The organism is Marihabitans asiaticum (genome assembly GCF_007828725.1).
Lineage (GTDB): Bacteria > Actinomycetota > Actinomycetes > Actinomycetales > Dermatophilaceae > Marihabitans > Marihabitans asiaticum.
Genome location: NZ_VIUW01000003.1, coordinates 102,282 through 121,691 on the forward strand (window position 1 = coordinate 102,282; position 19,410 = coordinate 121,691).

The window sequence follows — 19,410 nt, forward strand, 5'->3', positions numbered from 1 at the left end:
TGATGTTCCCCGGGGATCTGCGAAGGGGGAGGGGGCCGTTGGTCTGAGGTTCCTTGGGGATCTGCGAAAGGGGAGGTCAGGGGGCGGTGGGGAGGAGGATGACCCGGGGCGAGCCGAAGAGGGGGAACGGGTCGAGGTAGTCGCGGCCGCGCAGCGCGCCGAGGTGCAGGCAGGTTGCCTCGGCGCAGTGGTCCGGGCCTTCGACCAGCTCGCCGATCACCTCCCCGCGCTCTACCCGCTCACCGGTCCGCAGCTCGCTGGTGACCGGCTCGTAGGTGCTGCGCAGACCGCTCGCGTGCGTCACCGAGATCGTCGGGCGCCCAGCGACCCGGCCACGGTGGGACACCACGCCGTCCGCCACCGCGCGGACCTCGGCACCGTTGGAGCCCACGAGATCGAGACCGCGATGGCCCGGACCCCACCGGCTCGATGGTGCGTCGAAGGCTGCCGCGACCTCCGGCCTCGGCCGCAGCGGCCACTGCCAAGAACCCGCCCGGTCCTCACCTGTCTCTTCGACCTGACCGGCGGCGCGCTCCACGGGGCGGGCGGGCCCGTAGGGCGGGGGTGCTGCGGCGAGAGACACCGCCGCAGACGACGACAGCGCGAGGAGGACCAGGGCGGGGTGCGTCGGCATACGCACGACGATGCCGAGAGCGCTGGCCGCCGAATAGACCGTCGGCGCCGAGGTGGACAACCGTGCCGCGCGGATCCGACCTGTGGAGACCGGGTCGTCAGCGAGCCAGCCGGCGGGTCCCTTCGCGGATCCGCTCCTCGCTCTTGCAGAAGGCGAACCGGACCAAGGTCTGACCGTGGCCGGGCTCGTCGCAGAAGGCCGAGACGGGAACCCCGGCTACCCCCTTCGCCTCTGGAATCTCCCTGCACCAGGCGTCGACGTCGTCGACCCCGATGCCCGAGGTGTCCGAGACGACGAAGTAGGTGCCCTCGGGCACCCGGGGCGTCAAGCCGGCGGCGCTCAGCCCTTCGACGAGCAGGTCCCGTCGCCTCAGCAGCGACTCGTTCATCTCGGTGACGATGGCGTCGGTGTTGCGCAGCGCCTCGGCCGCGGCCACCTGCATCGCGCCCCCGCCGGAGAAGGTGAGCCACTGGGCCGTCCCGGCCACGACGTCGACGAGGTCGGGGTGCCCAGACGCCCAGCCGACCTTCCACCCGGTGACCGAGAAGGACTTGCCCGCGGAGGAGATCGTGATGGTGCGCTCCCACATCCCCGGCAGCGTCGCGATGGGGGTGTGCTCGTGCCCGTCGAAGGTCATGTGCTCGTACACCTCGTCGCTGAGGACGATCGCGTCGTGCCGGCGCGCCTGCTCGGCGATGATCTCCAGCTCGGCGGGCGTGTAGACCTTGCCCATCGGGTTGTGCGGGCTGTTGAGCATGATCACCCGGGTCTTGGGGCCGCACGCCGCCGCGAGCGCCTCGGCATCGACGGTCAGGTCCGGGAAGCGAAGGGGGATGCTGCGGCGCACTCCGCCGGCCAGGTCGACGAGAGCGGCGTAGGCGTCGTAGTAGGGCGCGAACATCACCACCTCGTCGCCCGGCTCGACCAGTCCGAGGATCGCGCCGGCGAGCGCTCCCGTGGCACCGGTCGTCACGGTGACACCGGTCGCGGGGTCCACGGGCAGGTCGTACCGCTGCCGTTGGTGCGTCGCGATCTCCTCGAGCAGCTGCGGCACGCCGCGCGCGGGCGGGTACTGGTTGTAGCCGTCGTCCAGGGCCTGCTTGGCCGCCGCGACCGCCAGGGGCGGTGCCGGGTCGTCGGGGAAGCCCTGGCCGAGATTGATCGCCTCGTGCTCCACCGCGAGCCGGGACATCGTGGCGAAGATGGACTCGCCGTGCGCGCGCAGTCGGGGGATCAGGAGATCACTCATGCCTCACGACCCTAGTGCGAGACGCTCACAGCGCGTCGTCGTCGGGGCCGACCCGCCCCGCTCGCGTTGCGATCGCGGCGAGCGAGAGGAGCAGGCGGTCGCGGGGATCGTCCAGGGAGCGCCCGGTGAGCTCTTCGATCCGCTTGACCCGGTAGATCACGGTGTTGCGGTGGCAGACGAGGTCCTCGGCCGCGTAGGTGGCCGAGCCGCCGTGCCGGACGACCGCCACGAGCGTCTCGAGGAGTACGTCGCGGGTGGACCCGTTCAGCCCGAGGAGGGGGCGCAACGTCTCCTCGATGAGCAGCGAGGTGAGGGCGGGGTTGGCGGCCATCAGCGCCTCGGGCAGCCGTTCGGTGATGTCGACGACGGCATCGCTGTCCCGGGCGACCGAGTCCGCGGCCGCGAGGGCGGACTGCTGGGCGTCGAGCAGCCCGTTCAGCCCGTCCCGGGACCGGGCCGTACCGACCCGGCCCCGCATGCTGCGAGCCAGGGCGGCCCGGGCCCGGTCGCCGTCGCCGGCGTCGGGGATCAGTCCGAGCACATGTGCACCGTGCCGACGCCAGTACGAGAGGTACCCGGCGTCCTGCAAGCGTTCATGGGCCAAGTCAGCAGACGCCGTCAGCTCGGTCGGGAGCCACACCACGACGAGCAGAGGGCTGTCCGCGGTCATGCCCAGGACCTCCCGGGCCTGAGCGGCGAAGTCTGGCTCGGCGGCGCGCCCGCGCAGCAGTCCGTCGAGAATCTCGTTCACCCGCGCTGGATCGCGGCGCTCCCGGGCGAGCTCCTCTCGACGGTAGCTCTCGCGAAGGACCTGGATCTGGATGTCCAGGCCCGACCAGAGCACGCGGCCGGCCCGGAGCAGCAGGTGGTCCTCGATGTCCAGCTCCTCACCGATCTCGAGGAGTCCCTCCCACATGAGCCGGGTGCCGAAGTTGTAGGTGGCGAGGACGAGCGGCATCGGCACGCCCTGCTGGGCGCGGCGCCTCCCGGTCTCGCGCCAGAGGTCCACCGCTCGCCCGGTGTCGGCGGCCTCACCGGAGAGTCGGTCGATCCCGCGTCTGATGTGGTCGCGGATGCTGACCCGCACCTCGACGATGCGCTCGGGACGGTGCAGGTCGTATCCGGTGTCCCCGCCGTCCAGCAGCTGAGACGCCACGAGGTCGGCGATGCTCTCGCTGCGTGGCCGAAGCCGGGCGAAGGCGACCCGCAGCCGCTCCTGCTCGTCCGGCGTCAACGGCGAGACGGGGCGGATTCCGGCCGCGGTGCCCCTGCTCGTTGGGGCGGCTGTCCCGTCGCTCATGCAGGACAGCATGCCAGCGTCCCTGCTTGGTCAGCGACGCACAACCGGCAGGCCGCACGGAGCGTTTTGTGCGCGCCGCACATGGTGCCCGTCGGCAATGTCGACCAGAGTTGAATCCGACCTCACGTTCACGTGGGGCCTTCGACGAGGAAGGACGCCCTATGGTCGGCGCAGACGCGCACCGATCCGTGCTGAGCATGGACGACATCACGGTGCGCTTCGGTGGCGTGGTCGCCCTGGACGACGTGAGCGTGGAGGTGCGGCCCCGGGAGGTCCTTGGCGTCATCGGACCGAACGGGGCCGGCAAGACCACGCTCTTCAACGTCGCGTGCGGCTTCGTCCCCCCGACCTTGGGTCGGATCAGCTTCGAGGGCAGCGACGTCACCGGGTGGCGTCCGCACCAGCTCGTCGACCACGGCGTAGCGCGGTCGCTGCAGGGCTTGGGGCTCTTCGACCGGCTGAGCGTCATCGACAACGTGCTCGTCGGGGCCGACCAGCACTCGCGCAGCGGCTTCTTCTCCTCCCTCCTGGCGACCCCGGGTGGGGCCAAGGACCAGCGGCAGCTCACCGACCGCGCCATGGCTGTCCTGGACCGGCTCGGCATCGCCGAGCGCGCCGGCAGCGTCGTGGGAGGCCTGCCCTACCCCCTTCGCAAGCGGGTCGCGCTCGCCCGGGCCCTCGTCGCCGAGCCGAAGCTGCTGCTGCTCGACGAGCCCGCCTCGGGGCTCTCGGAGACCGAGATGACCGAGCTCGGCGACATCATCGTCGATCTCGCCGACGAGATCTCGGTGATGCTCGTCGAGCACCACATGGACCTCGTGATGCGGGTGTGCCACCGCCTCGCCGTCCTCGACTTCGGCAGGAAGATCGCCTCCGGCACCCCGGACGAGGTCCGCAACGATCCGGCGGTCCTCGAGGCCTACCTCGGCGGGGCTCTCGACGACGACGGCGCCGCGACGCCGCAGGACGCGAAGGGAGGAAGCCATGCTTGAGCTCGACGGGGTGACCAGCCGCTACGGGCCGGTGACGGCGCTGCAGGACGTGGACCTCGTGGCCGAGGCGGGTCGGATCACGGCAGTCCTCGGGGCCAACGGCGCGGGCAAGACCACCCTCCTGCGCACGATCTCCGGGCTGCACCGAGCCGACGCCGGGACCATCCGCTTCGACGGGCGCGACATCACCCGGCTCTCGACCGACCAGATGACGCGAGCGGGCATGGCCCACGTGCCAGAGGGTCGCGGGGTGATCACCGAGCTGACGGTCAAGGAGAACCTGCGCCTCGGCGCGCTCGGCCGCTCCACCCACCGGGACGCGGTGAGCATCGATGACGTGGTCGACCTCTTCCCGATCCTCGGTGACCGATCCAACGCCCTGGCCCACACCCTCTCCGGGGGCGAGCGGCAGATGCTCGTCATCGGCCGAGCGCTGCTGGCGACCCCGAAGATGTTGCTGCTCGACGAGCCCAGCCTCGGGCTGGCGCCACGCATCGTGTCCCAGATCTTCGGCGTGATCCGCCAGCTCGTCCACGAGCAGGGCCTGACGGTGCTGCTCGTCGAGCAGAACGCCCGCAGCGCCCTCTCCATCGCCGACGTCGGTGTCGTGCTGGGCCTGGGCAAGGTCGTCGCCCAGGACGACGCCGCCATCCTCGCGGCCGACGAGAACCTCCGCCATGCCTACCTGGGCTACTGACAAGGAGCCGACGTGCAGCTGATCAACACCATCCTTGGCGGGCTCTCGCTCGGCATGGTCTACGCCGCGTTCGCCCTCGCCCTGGTCCTCATCTGGCAGTCCACCCGGATCGTGAACTTCGCCCAGGCGCCGATGGCGATGGTGACCACCTTCATCGCCCTTACCCTCATTGAGTCCGGGATGAACTACTGGGTCGCCTTCGTCGCCGCCCTCGTCGCCGGGTTCGTGCTCGGGGCGCTGGTCGAGCGGCTGATCATCCGCTATGTCGACCACGACAACCACATCAACCCGGTCATCCTCACCCTGGGACTCTTCATCGTCCTGCACGCCGTGGCCGCGGTGATCTTCGGCAGCAACTTCCAGAGCTTCCCCGCTCCCTTCGGCCTGACCGGCTTCTCGGTCGGCGACACGACCTTCAACCTCACCCCGACGAGCGTCTTCACGATCCTCATCGTCATCGCCGTGATGGCCCTGCTGCGCCTGCTGTTCCTGAAGACCGATCTCGGTCTGACGATGCGAGCGGCGGCCTTCAACCAGGAGGTGGCCAGGATCCTCGGGGTCCGGGTCAACCGGACGCTGACCCTCGGCTGGGCCCTGGCCTCGGTCGTCGGCTCGCTCTCGGGGCTGCTCATCGCCGCCGGTGGGCTGGTCCATCCCTCGTACATGGACGGCGTCGTCGTGTACGGCTTCGTCGCTGCGGTGCTCGGCGGACTGGACAGCCCCGCGGGCGCCGTCGTGGGCGGGCTGCTCATGGGGGTGACCCTCTCGCTCGTGAGCGGATACCTCGGCTCGGGCCTGGTCCCGCTGGCCGCGCTCATCGTGCTGGTCGTCGTCCTCCTCGTCCGCCCCGGCGGCCTCTTCTCGACCTCCACCGAACGGACCGTGTGATGTCTGCTCTGCTCTCGTCCCCGATCCTGCGGCGCACCCTCCTCGCGCTCGTGCTCTTCGTCGTCTCGGTCTTCGCGATCGACCTGCTCTCCGGCTTCCGCCAGGGCCAGGTCGCCTCGATCGCCTACCTGGCGATCGCGGCCGGAGGTCTCACGGTGCTCACCGGCATCAACGGCCAGCTCTCGCTGGGGCACGGCGCGTTCATGGCCGTCGGCGCCTACACCACGGCCCTCCTGCTGGGTCGGTGGGAGAACATGCCCCTCCTGCTCCTGCTCCTCATCTCGATCGTCGTGACCATGGCCGTCGGGGCCGCCGTCGGGGTCGCGGCGGCGCGGCTGCACGGGCCGTACATCGCCGGTGCCACCCTCGCGCTGGCGATCGCGGTGCCGGCACTCGCGATCCACTTCAAGGACACCCTCGGCGGCGAGCCGGGCCTGCGCGTCCCGACCCGCGACGTGCCACCGCTCGCGGACGACGCGCTCTTCTTCCTCACCGGCACCGACACCGGGACGATGCAGTGGCTGGCCACGGTCTCGGTCGCCTGCCTCATCGTGACCTTCCTGCTGCTGCGCAACCTCAGCGAGTCCCGCGTCGGCCGGCGGTGGCGGGCGGTCCGCGACGACCCGGTAGCTGCCCAGCTCGCGGGCATTGACCTCGGTCGCAGCCGGGTGCTCTGCTTCGTCGTGAGCACCGCGACCGCCGGACTTGCTGGGTCGCTCATGGCGATGATCACGAGGATCGCGGCCCCCAGCGGGTTCAACCTCGTGCTCTCGCTGACGCTGCTCATGGCGGTCGTCCTCGGTGGCCTGGGCACGCTCACCGGCGCGCTCATCGGCGCCGTGCTGCTCTCGCTGCTCCCCACCTTCGTCACCAATTTCGGCTCCGGCATGGGGCTCTCGGACCTGCAGGCTGCCGAGCTCGCCCCGCTCGTCCTCGGCCTGACGACGATGGCGGTCGTGCTCCTGGCTCCCGCCGGACTGGTCGGCAGCCTGCTTCGGTGGCGCCAGCAGGCGCGACTCTCACGCTCTTGATCATCCCCACCATCACCCCTGAGGAGAAACAAACCATGAAGAGGACAACCATTCGCGCGGCGGCCGCCACCAGCGTCGCAGCGCTCATCCTCGCCGGCTGCGGCGCCGGGGGGCGGGACGGCGACTCCGGCGACGGCGGAGGTGGCGGCGACGCCGCCGCCGAGGGAGACACCACCGGCATCACCGACACGACGATCAAGATCGGCGACCACAAGCCGCTGACCGGTGTGGCCGCCCCCGGCTACTCCGAGATCAGCACCGGCGCCCAGGCGTACTACGACTGGGTCAACGAGGCCGGCGGGATCCACGGCCGGACCATCGAGTACAACGTCAAGGACGACGGCTACAACCCGACCAACACCTCCAAGGTGGTCGACGAGCTCGTCCTCAAGGACGAGGTCTTCGCCATCGTCGGCGGTCTCGGCACGCCCACGCACAGCGCGGTCGTCGACTTCCTCAACCAGGAGGAGGTGCCCGACCTCATGGTTTCCTCCGGCGCCCAGCTCTGGGGCAACGACCCGGAGAAGCGGCCCTGGACCTTCGGCTGGCAGCCGGACTACGAGATCGAGGGCAAGATCATGGGCCAGTACATCAAGGAGAACATGCCCGACGCGAAGGTCGGGCTCTTCCTCCAGGGTGACGAGCTGGGCGCGGACGGCGAGAAGGGTCTGCGGATGTACATCGACGACCAGATCGTCGAGAGCGTCGAGTACGCCTCCGGCAACACCGACGTCGGGCCGCAGATCTCGAAGCTCAAGGCTTCAGGTGCCGACCTGGTCATCGGCTTCAACACCCCGAGCTACACCGCCCTGAGCCAGCTCGTCTCGATGAAGCTCGGCTACGACCCGCAGTGGATGTACACCAACGTCGGCTCCGACGTGAACCTCGTCGGCTCGCTGCTCGCGAAGTTCTCCGACGGCTCGGTCAAGGACGGCAGCAGCGCCCTCGACGGCATGATGACCACCGAGTACATCCCCGGTCTGGACACCCCGGACGACCCGTGGGTCAAGCTGTGGCAGGAGGTCTGGGACAAGCACGGTGAGGGCGAGCTGACCAACTACCGCATCTTCGGCATGTCGCAGGCCTACGCCTTCGTCTCGGCGCTCCAGGCCTCCGGCGAGGACCTCACCCGCGAGCGGATCGTCGAGGTCATCGAGAAGGACGGCGCCAACTGGCCCGGCCCGGGGCTGGCGCCCTTCCGCTGGTCCGAGGAGAGCCACCTCGGCATGTCCGGCATGGCGATGTCCCAGACGAAGGGGGAGGACTACGAGAACCTCACCGAGGTGCTCGTGACCGACCTCGGGGACGCCGAGATCACCGAGGGTGACACCGCGGCCGCCGAGGACGCCCCGCCGGAGAACGGCATCCCGGACGTCGCCGTCGTCGAGTGACCCGGCGGCCGTGACCTTCGCCCGAGCCCGGGCACGCCTCCCGCGAAGGGGGCGTGCCCGGGCTTTGGTCTGTCCGGGACGCTCTCGGGCGTGCGATTTCCTCCCTTCGCCCCACCCTGCGTAAACTGGGACCACGCCCGGTCTGTCCGGGCGAATTCGCGCGTCTTCTCGCCGGGTGACGAAGAGCTCTTCCGAATCCGGGGCGGACCACAGCAGTCCCGAGATCTCTCGGGTGGGGCTCGTACGCAGGCGCCAGGACCAACTGACAACCACGAATACAGGAGGACCACGGCATGGCCGTCGTCACCATCCGCCAGCTCCTCGAGAGCGGCGTCCACTTCGGGCACCAGACCCGTCGCTGGAACCCGAAGATGAAGCGCTTCATCATGACCGAGCGCAACGGCATCTACATCATCGACCTCCAGCAGTCGCTGACCTACATCAACGACGCCTACGAGTTCGTCAAGCAGACCGTCGCCCACGGCGGGACCATCCTCTTCGTCGGCACGAAGAAGCAGGCCCAGGAGGCCATCGCCGAGCAGGCGACCCGCGTCGGGATGCCGTACGTCAACCACCGCTGGCTCGGCGGCATGCTGACCAACTTCCAGACGATCTCCAAGCGGCTCACCCGCCTCAAGGAGCTCGAGGAGATCGACTTCGACACCGTCGCCGGCTCCGGCTACACCAAGAAGGAGCTGCTGCTCCTCCAGCGCGAGAAGGACAAGCTGGAGAAGACCCTCGGCGGCATCCGCTCGATGACCAAGGTTCCCTCCGCGGTCTGGGTCGTCGACACCAAGAAGGAGCACCTCGCCGTCGACGAGGCGCGCAAGCTCGGCCTGCCGGTCATCGCGATCCTCGACACCAACTGCGACCCCGACGAGGTCGACTACAAGATCCCGGGCAACGACGACGCGATCCGCTCGGTCGCGCTGCTGACCCGTGTGGTCGCCGACGCCGTCGCCGACGGCCTGCTCTCGCGCTCCGGTGGCAACCAGGGCGCCACCGAGGGCGGCGCCGAGGCCGAGCCGATGGCCGAATGGGAGCGTGAGCTGCTCGAGGGCGACGCGGCGCAGACCGCCGAGCAGGTCGCCCCGGCAGCCGGTGAGACCGCCGCGTCCTCCGCCGAGGAGGGCCAGGCCGCCGAGGCTGCGGCGACCGAGGCCGCCGCTGCCGACGCGACCCCGGCAGACACCACCCAGACGGCGGCTCCCGAGGCCGGCGCGAGCCCGGAGGCCACCGAGGCCACCAAGGCCACCGAGGCCACCGAGGCCGCCGACTCCACCCCGCAGGCCTGACGACACCGACCGTCCCGATCAACGCAAGGGAGCGAACAACCACTTATGGCGAACTACACCGCCGCTGACATCAAGGAGCTGCGTGAGGCAACTGGCGCGGGCATGCTCGACGTCAAGAAGGCCCTCGACGAGGCCGATGGCGACAAGGGCAAGGCGACCGAGATCCTTCGCGTGAAGGGCCTCAAGGGCGTCACCAAGCGCGAGGGCCGGACCGCCTCCAACGGTCTGGTCGCCGCGAAGGCCGAGGGCGGCGTCGGCACCCTCGTCGAGGTCCTCTGCGAGACCGACTTCGTCGCCAAGGGCGCCCCCTTCGGGGAGCTCGCGGACAAGGTCCTCGCTGCCGCCGTCGAGTCCAAGGCGTCCACCGCGGACGAGCTCCTCGCCGCGACCTACGAGGGCAGCACGGTCGCGGACCTGCTGACCGACGCCAACGCGACGATCGGCGAGAAGATCGAGATCAAGCGGATGGCGCGTCTCGAGGCGCCGTCGGTCGTGTCCTACCTGCACAAGACCAGCCCCGACCTGCCCGCGCAGATCGGTGTCCTGGTCGGCACCGAGGGTGGCTCGGAGGACGTGGCGCGCGACGTCGCGATGCACGTCGCGGCCTTCAGCCCGAGCGTGCTCACCCGCGACGAGGTCGACGAGGCGACGGTGGCCAACGAGCGCCGCATCGCCGAGGAGACGGCCAAGGAGGAGGGCAAGCCCGAGCAGGCCCTGCCCAAGATCGTCGAGGGCCGAGTAAACGGGTTCTTCAAGGAGAACGTGCTGCTCGAGCAGCCGTTCGCCAAGGACGCCAAGAAGACCGTCGGCAAGGTCCTCGAGGAGGCCGGGGCGACGGCCACCGGCTTCGCCCGGTTCCGCGTCGGCAGCTGACCTGCCAGACCCTCGAAGGGGGGTGGCCGCCCGCATCGGGGCGGCCACCCCCTTCGCCGTCTCTCAGGTCCTCGGCCGTGGCTGGGTCCAGGGGTGGAAGAGCCGGGTGACGAAGGGCAGGAAGACATAGGTCATCCACGGGATGGCGAAGGCGCAGGTGAGCAGGACCCGAGCCCACGCGGGCCAGCCGTCGGTCGGCGCGGCGAGCAGGTAGGTCAGCGCCAGGCTGGTGGGGAAGAAGGCGAAGAAGATCACGACCATCTGCTTCCACCGCGGCGGTGGCGCCGGGGCGTCGAGGTCCTCGACCGCGTGGTCGGCCGGCTCGTCGAACCAGCCCTCGATGCCGGTGCGGTGCTCGACCCTGGTGTCGCGGACGAGGTTGGTCCCGGTCGAGAGCCACCGGTTGCGCTCCGGCGAGCTCTGCCAGGTCGCCAGGCTCGCGGGGGAGTCGAACCGGTAGAGCATGTGCCAGTCGGCGGACTGGGGCGACGGGCGAACCCAGCCCGAGCCGAGGAAGCCGGGGAAGCGCTGGGCGAGAGTGGTGCCGGCCTCGGCCCAGGCGTGCATGAGGATCTCGTCCTCCGGGTCGACCCGCCGGGTGATGGCGACGGTCACGGGGCCGGTGGTGTCGGGCGAAGGGGGAGTGCTCACCGCCGCATTGTGCCTGCCGGGCGGTGGCGCGCCGAACCGGCTGCGCAGGCACGGGTGGACCCGCTGTGGGAGGATCACCAGGGCCGTCGACCGATGGCCGTTCCTGATGCGAAGGAGTGACCTTCCGTGGTGGAGACACCCCCGGCTCGTCGGTATCAGCGGGTCCTGCTCAAGCTCTCCGGCGAGGTCTTCGGCGGCGGCAAGATCGGGGTCGCCCCGGAGGTGGTGCGGGGGATCGCCAGCCAGATCGCCGACGCGGTGCGGGACGGGGTCGAGGTCGCGATCGTCATCGGTGGGGGCAACTTCTTCCGTGGGGCCCAGCTGCAGGAGCAGGGGATGGACCGCACCCGCGCCGACTACATGGGCATGCTCGGCACGGTGATGAACTGCCTTGCGCTGCAGGACTTCCTCGAGAAGGCGGGGGTCGACACCCGGGTGCAGACCGCGATCACGATGGGCCAGGTCGCCGAGCCGTACATCCCGCGCCGCGCGATCCGGCACCTCGAGAAGGGGCGCGTCGTGATCTTCGGCGCCGGGGCAGGCATGCCGTTCTTCTCCACCGACACAGTGAGCGCCCAGCGCGCCCTCGAGATCGGCGCCGACGCGGTGCTCATGTCCAAGAGCGGGGTCGACGGGGTGTACGACTCCGACCCCCGGACCAACCCCGATGCCCGCAAGCTGGACTCGGTCACCTACGACGACGCGCTGCGCCACGACCTCAAGGTCGTCGACGCTGCCGCCTTCAGCCTGTGCAAGGACAACGACCTGCCGATGGTGGTCTTCGGGATGGAGGGTGAGGGCAACATCACCCGCGGTCTGCGCGGTGAGGCGATCGGGACGCTGGTCCATCCCTGATCTGGGAGACTGTGGGCGCAGCCGCGCCCGCCGCAGCGGACCGCTGCCCGGCGAGAGACGAGAACCGGCCGAGACGGCCGCGAGGACAAGGAGTCGAGCATCATGATCGAGGACGCGCTCTTCGAGGCCGAGGAGAAGATGGACAAGGCCGTCGAGGTGGCCAAGGAGAACTTCGCCGGGATCCGCACCGGCCGGGTCAACCCCGGGCTCTTCAGCAAGGTGATGGTCGACTACTACGGCGCGCCGACCCCGTTGCAGCAGCTCGCCTCCTTCCAGACCCCCGAGGCGCGGGTCATGCTCGTCGCCCCCTTCGACAAGGGGGCGATGGGGGCGATCGAGAGCGCCCTGCGTGACTCCGACCTCGGTGCCAACCCGAGCAACGACGGCAACGTCATCCGGATCGTCATGCCCGAGCTGACCGAGGAGCGGCGCAAGGAGTACATCAAGCTCGCGCACAGCCAGGGCGAGGAGGCCAAGGTCTCCATCCGCCACGTGCGCCGCCACGCGAAGGACCAGATCGACAAGCTGGTCAAGGACGGCGAGGTCGGTGAGGACGAGGGGACACGGGCCGAGAAGGAGCTCGACACCCTGACCAAGAAGCACACCGAGACCGTCGACACCCTGCTCAAGCACAAGGAGGCCGAGCTCTCCGAGGTGTGAGCGCTCGCGCCTGCGTCGACATGAGTGACACCGCTGAGACGACCGCATCGTCGGGCCCCGAGGCGCCGGACCGGGCTCACCGGCACCTGGCTCCGGAGGCTCCGTCGAGCCGTGCCGGTCGCGACCTCAAGGCCGCGATCGGGGTCGGGGTCTCCCTCGCCGCGGCCGTGGCGCTCGGGCTCTTCCTCATGCCGGAGATCTTCGTCGGCATCGTCTGCCTGGCCATGGTCATCGCGGTCTGGGAGATGCGCCAGGCGTTGGCCGAGCACAGCTTCGCGGTCCCGCTCGTTCCCGTGGCGATCGGCGCGGTGAGCATGGTCGTCGCCGCGTACCTGCGCGGCCCCGAGGCGCTGGTGCTCGCAACCTGTCTGAGCCTGGTCGCGGTGCTCGTGTGGCGGGTGGCCGACGGCCTCGTCGGAGCGGTGCGAGACATCGCGGCCGGCGGCTTCACCCTCGTCTACCCCTGCTTCCTCGCCGGTTTCGCCGCGATGATGGTGGCCGAGCCGCAAGGGCAGTGGCGGATCTTCGTCTTCATCCTCGTCACCGTCTTCTCTGACATCGGGGGCTACGCCGTCGGCGCCACGCTCGGCAAGCACCCGATGGCCCCGTCGCTGTCGCCGAAGAAGTCCTGGGAGGGCCTGGCGGGATCGGTCCTCACCTGCGCTCTCGTGGCCGGCATCGCTGTCCCGCTGATCTTCGACGGCGCGCTGTGGTGGCAGGGCGCCTTGCTCGGCATGGTGGTCGCGCCGGTGGCCACGATCGGCGACCTCGTCGAGTCCAGCATCAAGCGCGACCTCGGGGTCAAGGACATGTCCAACCTCCTGCCCGGGCACGGCGGGCTGATGGACCGGCTGGACTCCCTCGCCCTGGTGGCCCCCGTCGTGTGGTTTGCCCTGCGCTTCATCGCTCCGGTGTGATGGGCCGATGACCGACCTGCCGGACCCGAGCACGAGGCGCCCCCGACCGGGGCAGCTGACGATGACCGCGCCCCGCCGCGGCAAGCCGCCGCGGCACTGGGCCGACCTGACCGTCGCGGAGCGCGCGGAGGCGGTCACGAGCCGAGGCCTGCCGGCCTTCCGGGCCAAGCAGCTCTCGACCCACTACTTCGTCCACCACACCGACGACGCGGCGCAGATGACCGACCTGCCCAAGACCGGTCGCGACGAGCTCGTCGGTGAGCTCATGCCGCAGCTGCTCACCCCGGTCCGCTCGATCAGCGCCGACCAGGGAGCGACGATCAAGTCGGTCTACCGGCTGCACGACGGGGCGCTCGTCGAGTCCGTGCTCATGCGCTACCCGCGGCGGGCGACGATCTGCATCTCCAGCCAGGCCGGGTGCGGGATGAACTGCCCGTTCTGCGCCACCGGCCAGGAGGGTCTGACCCGCAACATGTCGGCCGCGGAGATCGTCGACCAGGTGGTCGCCGCCAACCGGGTGCTCCAGGGCGCGGACACGGTGCTCGCAAGTCCCGGTGCCGAGCTGGGCGCCGAGGGTGAGGGGGACGAAGGGGGAGAGTCACCGGCCCCGGGCCGCGGGGCCGACCGGGTGACCAACGTCGTCTTCATGGGCATGGGCGAGGCGCTGGCCAACTACAAGGCCGCGATCTCGGCGATCCGCACGATGGTCGATCCGGCGCCGCACGGACTGGGGATGAGCGCTCGCTCGCTGACGATGAGCAGCGTCGGTCTGGTGCCGGGCATCGACCGTCTGGCCGCCGAGGGCATCCCGGTGACCCTTGCCCTCTCCCTGCACGCACCGGACGACGAGCTGCGTGACGAGCTGGTCCCGATCAACACCCGGTACAAGGTCGACGAGGCGATCGACGCCGCCCACCGTTACTTCCTCGCTACCGGCCGCCGGGTGAGCATCGAGTACGCGATGATCAAGGACATCAACGACCAGGCCTGGCGTGCCGACCTGCTCGCCGAGAAGCTCAATGCCCGCGGCCGCGGCTGGGTGCACATGAACCCGATCCCGCTCAACCCGACCCCGGGCTCGAAGTGGACCGCGTCCCGGCCGGGCGTGGAGCAGCAGTTCGTCGAGCGGCTCCGGGCCGGCGGCATCCCGACGACGGTGCGCGACACCCGGGGCAGCGACATCGACGGCGCCTGCGGCCAGCTCGCCGCCGCCACCGCCTGAGCGGGTCGCCGCGGCTCAGCGGGCGAGGATCAGCTCCGCCGCCTCCGCCACGTCATCGACGAGGTGGGTGCTCGAGCCGAGCTCACGCTGCGCGCCGAGAGCCTCCAGGGCCGGCACGACGGGGATCGTCCGGGTCCAGTGCTCGCTGTCGACGAGGATCAACGGCGGCACGGGCACCCCCACGCCGGCGTAGTACAGCGGGGTGACGGCCTGGAAGATCTCCTGGACCGTGCCTGCAGCGCCCGGGAGGACGACCAGCCCGGCGGTGCTGCGGCTGAGCAGGGCGTCCTCGCGGACGGCGTTGCTGAAGTACTTCGCGATCCCGCCGCAGAAGACGTTGGGCGGCTCGTGCCCGTAGAACCACGTGGGGATGCCGACGCTGCGGATCCCCGTCGTCCCGTCGCGCAGCTTTTCCTCGCGCAGGTCGGTCCGGGTCTGCATCGCCACCTGCGCCCAGTCGTCGATCGAGGGGCGGAAGGACGGGACGGTGGCGAGCCGGTCCAGCGCCTGCGCGAGCCGGTCGCTGGATCCCGCGAACGCCCCGAGGTTGGCGGCCTCCATCGCTCCGGGCCCGCCGCCGGTGATGACGACGAGGCCGGCGTCGGCGAGGGCGTGGCCGAGCGTGGCGGCGTCGGCGTACTCCGGGGTCCCGCGCTGCAGAGCGTGCCCGCCCATGACGCCGACCGCCTGGCGTCCGGCCAGCTGTTCGGTCAGCGCGTCCGTCATCGAGTCGTCGTGGATGGCGCGCAGCAGGGTAGCGAAGGTGTCGCGGTGGGTGCGCTTGTCCTGGCTCCACTCGTACGCCCGGGCGTCGGGGGTGGCCGCGTACCCACGGGCAGTCAGGTCCTCGTAGAGGTCGCCGGCCTGGTAGAGGGTGGCCCGGTAGGGGTTGATCGGGACGCCCGGGTCGGTGGGGAAGACCAGGGCGCCGTGCAGGCGAAGGTGGGTGGCGAGGCGGTCGCTGAGCCGCCCCCCGAGGATGACGAGCCCGTCGAGCTCGGTGCGGGCGAGGAGCAGCCCCTCGAAGGGGTGCAGGTCGAGGTCCTGGATCCGCACCCCGCGCAGCGGGGCGCGGGTGGCGAGCACCTCGCGCAGGTCGGTGGGCGTGGCGACCTCCCGCGCTGCCGGGTGGGTGCGGGTCTCGTCGCTGACCACCTCGGGTCGGTGCTGGCGCGTCATGACCCGAGCCTGGCACAGCGGTGCTGGGCGATCCGCCGGGAGGCAGACGCCCAGGTGTGACACCACCGGGTCAGGTGGTACACTCGCGCATGCCCACGACTCGTCCGCGTCACCAGATCACGGAGACCCCTGCTGTCGCCCGTGCCCTTGACCTCGCTGCCCAGCGTTGGCCGGGGGAGTCTCGCGGTCAGCTGCTGGTCCACCTGGTTCACGAAGGCAGCAAGGTCCTCGGCGAGGAGATGAATGACGGCGCGGCTCGGCGCGCGAGAGCTGTGGAGCTGACGAGCGCCAAGTACGTCGACCTCTTCGACGAGGACTACCTGCAGGACCTGCGCAAGGACTGGGCCGAGTGATCACCCTGGATGCCAGCCTGGTCATCGCTCACCTGTCGGCGCATGATGCGAACCACCATCGCGCCACCCGCTTCCTCCGTGACAGCACCACAGAGGTGCTTCTCATGCATCCGCTCAACCTGGCCGAGGTCCTCGTCGGTGGGGTGCGTGCGGGTCGCGGGCAGGAGATGCTCGAGGATCTGGGGGCGATGGGAATCACTGCCTCCGCTGCGGGCGAGAGCGACCCGCTCGCTCTCGCGACGTTGCGGGCCGAGACCGCGTTGAAGCTCCCCGACTGCTGCGCCCTCGCCACCGCGCTGAAGTCGGGCTCGGCGCTTGCGACGTTCGACGACCGCCTCGCCCAGGTCGCGACCTCCCGTCACGTCATGGTGTTGCCCGACCGGCCGGACTGACGGCGCGAAGGGGGTGAGCCACCGGCTCAGTGGCCGGTGAGACGGTCGAGCAGAGCCGCGGACCGGGCGGGCCGGCCCGTCGCCCGCTCCTCGCGGTCGGCCAGGCCCGCCAGCTGCAGCCCGGCGTTGACCCCCAGCCAGCGCAGCGGCTCGATCTCCCAGGACGGGGAGCGGTGCTGCACCCAGGGCAGCCCGGTCAGCCCGGTGCGCCGCCCGAGCACGAGGTCGGCGAGCGTCCGCCCGGCGAGGTTGGTCGCCGCCACCCCGTCGCCGACGTAGCCCCCGGCCCAACCGACCCGCGCGTCGGCCTCGAAGCCGACCGACGGGTGCCAGTCGCGGGGGATCCCCAACGGGCCGCCCCAGGCGTGGGTGAAGTTCAACTCCGCGTCAGGGAGCAGGTCGGTGAGCGTGCGGCGAAGGGAGGAGAAGACCGCCTCGTCGTGGTCGAAGGCCGGCGAGATCCGCGACCCGAAGTGGTACGGGGCACCTCGTCCGCCGAAGGCGATCCGGTCATCGACCGTGCGCTGCCCGTAGATGACGACGTGCCCGTGGTCGGCGAAGACCTCCCGCTCGCGCAGTCCGATCTGCTCCCACTGCGCGGTGCTCAGCGGCTCGGTCGCCACCATGAGCGAGTAGACGGGAGCGAGCCGGCGGTGCACCCTGGGCAGGCTTGCGGTGTAGCCCTCGGTAGCACGGATCATCGTGCCGGCGGTGAGCGAGCCGCGCCCACCGACGGTGACGAGGTGCCGGTCGCGGGTCGTCCGCCGCAGGCCGGTCACCGCGGAGCGCTCGGCGATCATCCCGCCGCGGGCCCGGACGAGACCGGCGAGCCCGTCGACGAGCCGGCGCGGGTGCACCCGCGCGCAGTGCGGGTCCAGCGTCGCGCCCCGCACCGCACGGCCCGGCGCATCGGCGACCGCGAAGCGCTCGAGAGTCTCCGCACGGGAGAGCCAGCGGGCGCCGCCGCCCCAGGTCGCATCGGCCTCCACCGCGGCCCGGGCCCGCTCGGCCTGGGCGTCTCCCCGCGCCAGGATCAGGCTGCCGCCCTTGACGAAGCCGGCATCCACCCCTTCGCCGCTGAGCACCGAGCCGACCTCGTCGACGGTGTCCCGCAACGCCTGGAGCATCGCCAGGGCGGCCGAGCGGCCGTGCCGGGCGGCGAGCCGCTCGGCACCGACCGGGAAGAGCGCGGACACCCAGCCGCCGTTGCGCCCGCTCGCGCCGAAGCCGATGTGCTCGGCCTCGAGGACGAGCACCGACAGCTCGGGCCGCTCGCGCAGCAGGTAGTAGGCGGTCCACAGGCCGGTGAACCCGCCGCCGACGATCGCGACGTCGACGTGGCTCGGCAGCGGCTCCGGGGCGGGCGCGACCTGGTCAGCCGCGCCGTCCCACCACAGCGGGTCGGTCACGTCAGACCAGCTCCGCGCCCTTGGTCAGGACCGCGCGCAGCCGCTGCTCGATGTCGTCGAACTCGGCCGGGCCGATGGTCAGCGGAGGGCTGAGCTGGATGACCGGGTCGCCCCGGTCGTCGGCGCGGCAGTACAGACCCGCGTCGTAGAGCGCCTTGGAGAGGAAGCCGCGCAGCAGTCGCTCGGACTCCTCGTCGGTGAAGGTCTCCTTGGTCTCCTTGTCCTTGACCAGCTCGATCCCGTAGAAGTAGCCCTCGCCGCGCACGTCCCCGACGATCGGCAGGTCGAGGAGGCGCTCCAGCGCGGCTCGGAAGCGCGGGGCGTTCTCCTGCACGTGGGGGATGATCCCTTCGCGCTCGAAGATGTCAAGGTTGGCCATCGCGGCCGCCGCGGCCACCGGGTGACCACCGAAGGTATAGCCGTGCGCGAAGGACGCGGTCCCGCTCTTGAACGGCTCGAAGAGGGCGTCGCTGGCGATCATCGCGCCCATCGGGGCGTAGCCGGAGGTCAACCCCTTCGCGCAGGTGATGATGTCGGGCTGGTACCCCATCGCCTGCGAGCCGAACATGTCGCCGACCCGGCCGAAGGCGCAGATCACCTCGTCGCTCACGAGGAGCACGTCGTGCTCGTCGCAGATCTCGCGCACCCGGTCGAAGTAACCCGGCGGTGGCGGGAAGCAGCCGCCGGCGTTCTGCACCGGCTCGAGGAAGACGGCGGCGACGGTGTCCGGGCCCTCCATCTCGATCGCGGCCTCGATCTGGTCGGCCGCCCAGCGGCCGAACGCCTTCTCGTCGGTGTCGAAGGGGGCGGGAGCCCGGTAGAAGTTGGTGTTGGGGACCTTGTGCGCGCCCGGGACGAGGGGCTCGAACATCTCCTTCAGCGGGGGTAGCCCGGTGATCGAGAGCGCGCCCTGCGGCGTGCCGTGGTAGGCGATGGCGCGGGAGATGACCTTGTGCTTGCCGGGCTTGCCGGTCAGCTTGAAGTACTGCTTGGCCAGCTTCCACGCCGACTCGACGGACTCGCCGCCGCCGCTGGTGAAGAAGACCCGGTTCAGCTCCCCGGGGGCGAGGCTGGCCACCCGCTCGGCGAGGTCGACCGCCATCGGGTGGGCGTAGGACCAGAGTGGGAAGTAGGCGAGCTGCCCGGCCTGCTTGGCCATCGCCTCGGCGATCTCGGTGCGACCGTGCCCGACCTGGTTGACGAAGAGACCGGCCAGGCCGTCGATGTACTCCTTGCCCTGCTCGTCGTAGACGTGGTGGCCCTCGCCCCGCACGATCATCGGGACCTGGCCGCCGTCCTCGTAGAGGGAGTGCCGGGCGAAGTGCTGCCAGAGGTGGTCGCGCGCGGCGGCCTGGCGGTCGGTACCGGCTGGGGTGGTGCTCATGAGTGCTCTTCTCTCTCGTGATCTGGCGGTCGGTCGGT

Annotated in this window: 20 protein-coding genes; 13 read left to right on the top strand and 7 right to left on the bottom strand. The window is 70.7% G+C overall.

Going from position 1 to position 19,410, the window contains the following annotated elements; all coding sequences use genetic code 11:
* Window positions 1-76: 76 nt before the first annotated feature.
* The 3 genes from FB557_RS08650 to FB557_RS08660 all read right to left on the bottom strand — a co-directional run bounded on the left by FB557_RS08650 (window position 77) and on the right by FB557_RS08660 (window position 3,183).
* Entirely contained in the window at window positions 77-634 is a 558-nt protein-coding gene (locus FB557_RS08650) for a M23 family metallopeptidase (RefSeq protein ID WP_144857223.1), read from the bottom strand.
* A 97-nt stretch (window positions 635-731) separates the two neighbouring features.
* On the bottom strand, window positions 732-1,883 hold the full coding sequence (locus tag FB557_RS08655; RefSeq protein WP_144857224.1) for an aminotransferase class I/II-fold pyridoxal phosphate-dependent enzyme: 1,152 nt from the start codon (window positions 1,881-1,883) through the stop codon (window positions 732-734).
* Between the two features lie 25 nt (window positions 1,884-1,908).
* Window positions 1,909-3,183 (bottom strand): PucR family transcriptional regulator, encoded by a 1,275-nt coding sequence (locus FB557_RS08660; protein WP_170236249.1) that lies wholly within the window; start codon window positions 3,181-3,183, stop codon window positions 1,909-1,911.
* Between the two features lie 161 nt (window positions 3,184-3,344).
* Between FB557_RS08660 and FB557_RS08665 the strand changes: the two genes are divergently transcribed.
* The 7 genes from FB557_RS08665 to tsf all read left to right on the top strand — a co-directional run bounded on the left by FB557_RS08665 (window position 3,345) and on the right by tsf (window position 10,350).
* Window positions 3,345-4,175: an ABC transporter ATP-binding protein gene (locus FB557_RS08665; protein ID WP_144857226.1), complete on the top strand. Its 831-nt coding sequence runs from the start codon at window positions 3,345-3,347 to the stop codon at window positions 4,173-4,175.
* Window positions 4,168-4,872, top strand: coding sequence for an ABC transporter ATP-binding protein (locus FB557_RS08670; RefSeq protein ID WP_144857227.1), 705 nt, complete (start codon window positions 4,168-4,170; stop codon window positions 4,870-4,872). Before FB557_RS08665 ends, FB557_RS08670 begins: the two co-directional genes overlap by 8 nt.
* A gap of 12 nt (window positions 4,873-4,884) precedes the next feature.
* Window positions 4,885-5,760: a branched-chain amino acid ABC transporter permease gene (locus FB557_RS08675; protein WP_144857228.1), complete on the top strand. Its 876-nt coding sequence runs from the start codon at window positions 4,885-4,887 to the stop codon at window positions 5,758-5,760.
* A complete protein-coding gene (locus FB557_RS08680) occupies window positions 5,760-6,791 on the top strand; it encodes a branched-chain amino acid ABC transporter permease (RefSeq protein ID WP_144857229.1) in 1,032 nt (343 codons plus the stop codon). Before FB557_RS08675 ends, FB557_RS08680 begins: the two co-directional genes overlap by 1 nt.
* Before the next feature lie 35 nt (window positions 6,792-6,826).
* Window positions 6,827-8,182 (top strand): ABC transporter substrate-binding protein, encoded by a 1,356-nt coding sequence (locus FB557_RS08685; RefSeq protein WP_144857230.1) that lies wholly within the window; start codon window positions 6,827-6,829, stop codon window positions 8,180-8,182.
* A gap of 293 nt (window positions 8,183-8,475) precedes the next feature.
* Complete coding sequence (rpsB, locus tag FB557_RS08690) at window positions 8,476-9,477, top strand: 30S ribosomal protein S2 (RefSeq protein WP_144857231.1); 1,002 nt, start codon at window positions 8,476-8,478, stop codon at window positions 9,475-9,477.
* A gap of 45 nt (window positions 9,478-9,522) precedes the next feature.
* Window positions 9,523-10,350: a translation elongation factor Ts gene (gene tsf, locus FB557_RS08695; RefSeq protein WP_144857232.1), complete on the top strand. Its 828-nt coding sequence runs from the start codon at window positions 9,523-9,525 to the stop codon at window positions 10,348-10,350.
* Window positions 10,351-10,413: 63 nt separating this feature from the next.
* On the opposite strand, the gene FB557_RS08700 is transcribed toward tsf, so the two are convergent.
* A complete protein-coding gene (locus tag FB557_RS08700) occupies window positions 10,414-11,001 on the bottom strand; it encodes an antibiotic biosynthesis monooxygenase (RefSeq protein WP_144857233.1) in 588 nt (195 codons plus the stop codon).
* Window positions 11,002-11,127: 126 nt separating this feature from the next.
* On the opposite strand from FB557_RS08700, the gene pyrH reads away from it, so the two are divergent.
* From pyrH to rlmN, 4 genes are all read left to right on the top strand, one after another.
* Entirely contained in the window at window positions 11,128-11,856 is a 729-nt protein-coding gene (gene pyrH, locus FB557_RS08705) for a UMP kinase (RefSeq protein WP_144857234.1), read from the top strand.
* Between the two features lie 102 nt (window positions 11,857-11,958).
* Entirely contained in the window at window positions 11,959-12,516 is a 558-nt protein-coding gene (frr, locus tag FB557_RS08710) for a ribosome recycling factor (RefSeq protein ID WP_144857235.1), read from the top strand.
* A 20-nt stretch (window positions 12,517-12,536) separates the two neighbouring features.
* Entirely contained in the window at window positions 12,537-13,433 is an 897-nt protein-coding gene (locus FB557_RS08715) for a phosphatidate cytidylyltransferase (protein ID WP_144857236.1), read from the top strand.
* A gap of 7 nt (window positions 13,434-13,440) precedes the next feature.
* Entirely contained in the window at window positions 13,441-14,655 is a 1,215-nt protein-coding gene (gene rlmN / locus FB557_RS08720) for a 23S rRNA (adenine(2503)-C(2))-methyltransferase RlmN (protein WP_144857237.1), read from the top strand.
* A 15-nt stretch (window positions 14,656-14,670) separates the two neighbouring features.
* Here the strand turns inward: rlmN and FB557_RS08725 are convergent, their stop codons facing one another.
* The gene (locus FB557_RS08725) at window positions 14,671-15,834 is read right to left on the bottom strand and encodes an LOG family protein (protein WP_144857238.1); all 1,164 of its coding nucleotides are present in this window, start codon (window positions 15,832-15,834) and stop codon (window positions 14,671-14,673) included.
* 89 nt (window positions 15,835-15,923) lie between these two features.
* Between FB557_RS08725 and FB557_RS08730 the strand changes: the two genes are divergently transcribed.
* The gene (locus FB557_RS08730) at window positions 15,924-16,187 is read left to right on the top strand and encodes a hypothetical protein (protein ID WP_144857239.1); all 264 of its coding nucleotides are present in this window, start codon (window positions 15,924-15,926) and stop codon (window positions 16,185-16,187) included.
* Window positions 16,184-16,579: a type II toxin-antitoxin system VapC family toxin gene (locus FB557_RS08735; RefSeq protein WP_170236250.1), complete on the top strand. Its 396-nt coding sequence runs from the start codon at window positions 16,184-16,186 to the stop codon at window positions 16,577-16,579. Before FB557_RS08730 ends, FB557_RS08735 begins: the two co-directional genes overlap by 4 nt.
* A gap of 26 nt (window positions 16,580-16,605) precedes the next feature.
* Here FB557_RS08735 and FB557_RS08740 read toward each other — a convergent pair whose 3' ends face one another.
* Both FB557_RS08740 and FB557_RS08745 read right to left on the bottom strand, forming a co-directional pair.
* A complete protein-coding gene (locus tag FB557_RS08740; RefSeq protein ID WP_144857241.1) occupies window positions 16,606-17,988 on the bottom strand; it encodes an NAD(P)/FAD-dependent oxidoreductase in 1,383 nt (460 codons plus the stop codon).
* Window position 17,989: 1 nt separating this feature from the next.
* Entirely contained in the window at window positions 17,990-19,372 is a 1,383-nt protein-coding gene (locus FB557_RS08745) for an aspartate aminotransferase family protein (protein WP_144857242.1), read from the bottom strand.
* Window positions 19,373-19,410 lie beyond the last annotated feature (38 nt).

Coding starts and splice junctions, on each gene's coding strand:
- FB557_RS08655 (WP_144857224.1), bottom strand. CDS start 1,883: ATGAGTGATCTCCTGATCCCCCGACTGCGCGCGCACGGCGAGTCCATC.
- FB557_RS08660 (WP_170236249.1), bottom strand. CDS start 3,183: ATGAGCGACGGGACAGCCGCCCCAACGAGCAGGGGCACCGCGGCCGGA.
- FB557_RS08670 (WP_144857227.1), top strand. CDS start 4,168: ATGCTTGAGCTCGACGGGGTGACCAGCCGCTACGGGCCGGTGACGGCG.
- FB557_RS08680 (WP_144857229.1), top strand. CDS start 5,760: ATGTCTGCTCTGCTCTCGTCCCCGATCCTGCGGCGCACCCTCCTCGCG.
- rpsB (WP_144857231.1), top strand. CDS start 8,476: ATGGCCGTCGTCACCATCCGCCAGCTCCTCGAGAGCGGCGTCCACTTC.
- FB557_RS08665 (WP_144857226.1), top strand. CDS start 3,345: ATGGTCGGCGCAGACGCGCACCGATCCGTGCTGAGCATGGACGACATC.
- FB557_RS08650 (WP_144857223.1), bottom strand. CDS start 634: ATGCCGACGCACCCCGCCCTGGTCCTCCTCGCGCTGTCGTCGTCTGCG.
- FB557_RS08685 (WP_144857230.1), top strand. CDS start 6,827: ATGAAGAGGACAACCATTCGCGCGGCGGCCGCCACCAGCGTCGCAGCG.
- FB557_RS08725 (WP_144857238.1), bottom strand. CDS start 15,834: ATGACGCGCCAGCACCGACCCGAGGTGGTCAGCGACGAGACCCGCACC.
- frr (WP_144857235.1), top strand. CDS start 11,959: ATGATCGAGGACGCGCTCTTCGAGGCCGAGGAGAAGATGGACAAGGCC.
- FB557_RS08730 (WP_144857239.1), top strand. CDS start 15,924: ATGCCCACGACTCGTCCGCGTCACCAGATCACGGAGACCCCTGCTGTC.
- FB557_RS08715 (WP_144857236.1), top strand. CDS start 12,537: ATGAGTGACACCGCTGAGACGACCGCATCGTCGGGCCCCGAGGCGCCG.
- FB557_RS08745 (WP_144857242.1), bottom strand. CDS start 19,372: ATGAGCACCACCCCAGCCGGTACCGACCGCCAGGCCGCCGCGCGCGAC.
- tsf (WP_144857232.1), top strand. CDS start 9,523: ATGGCGAACTACACCGCCGCTGACATCAAGGAGCTGCGTGAGGCAACT.
- rlmN (WP_144857237.1), top strand. CDS start 13,441: ATGACCGACCTGCCGGACCCGAGCACGAGGCGCCCCCGACCGGGGCAG.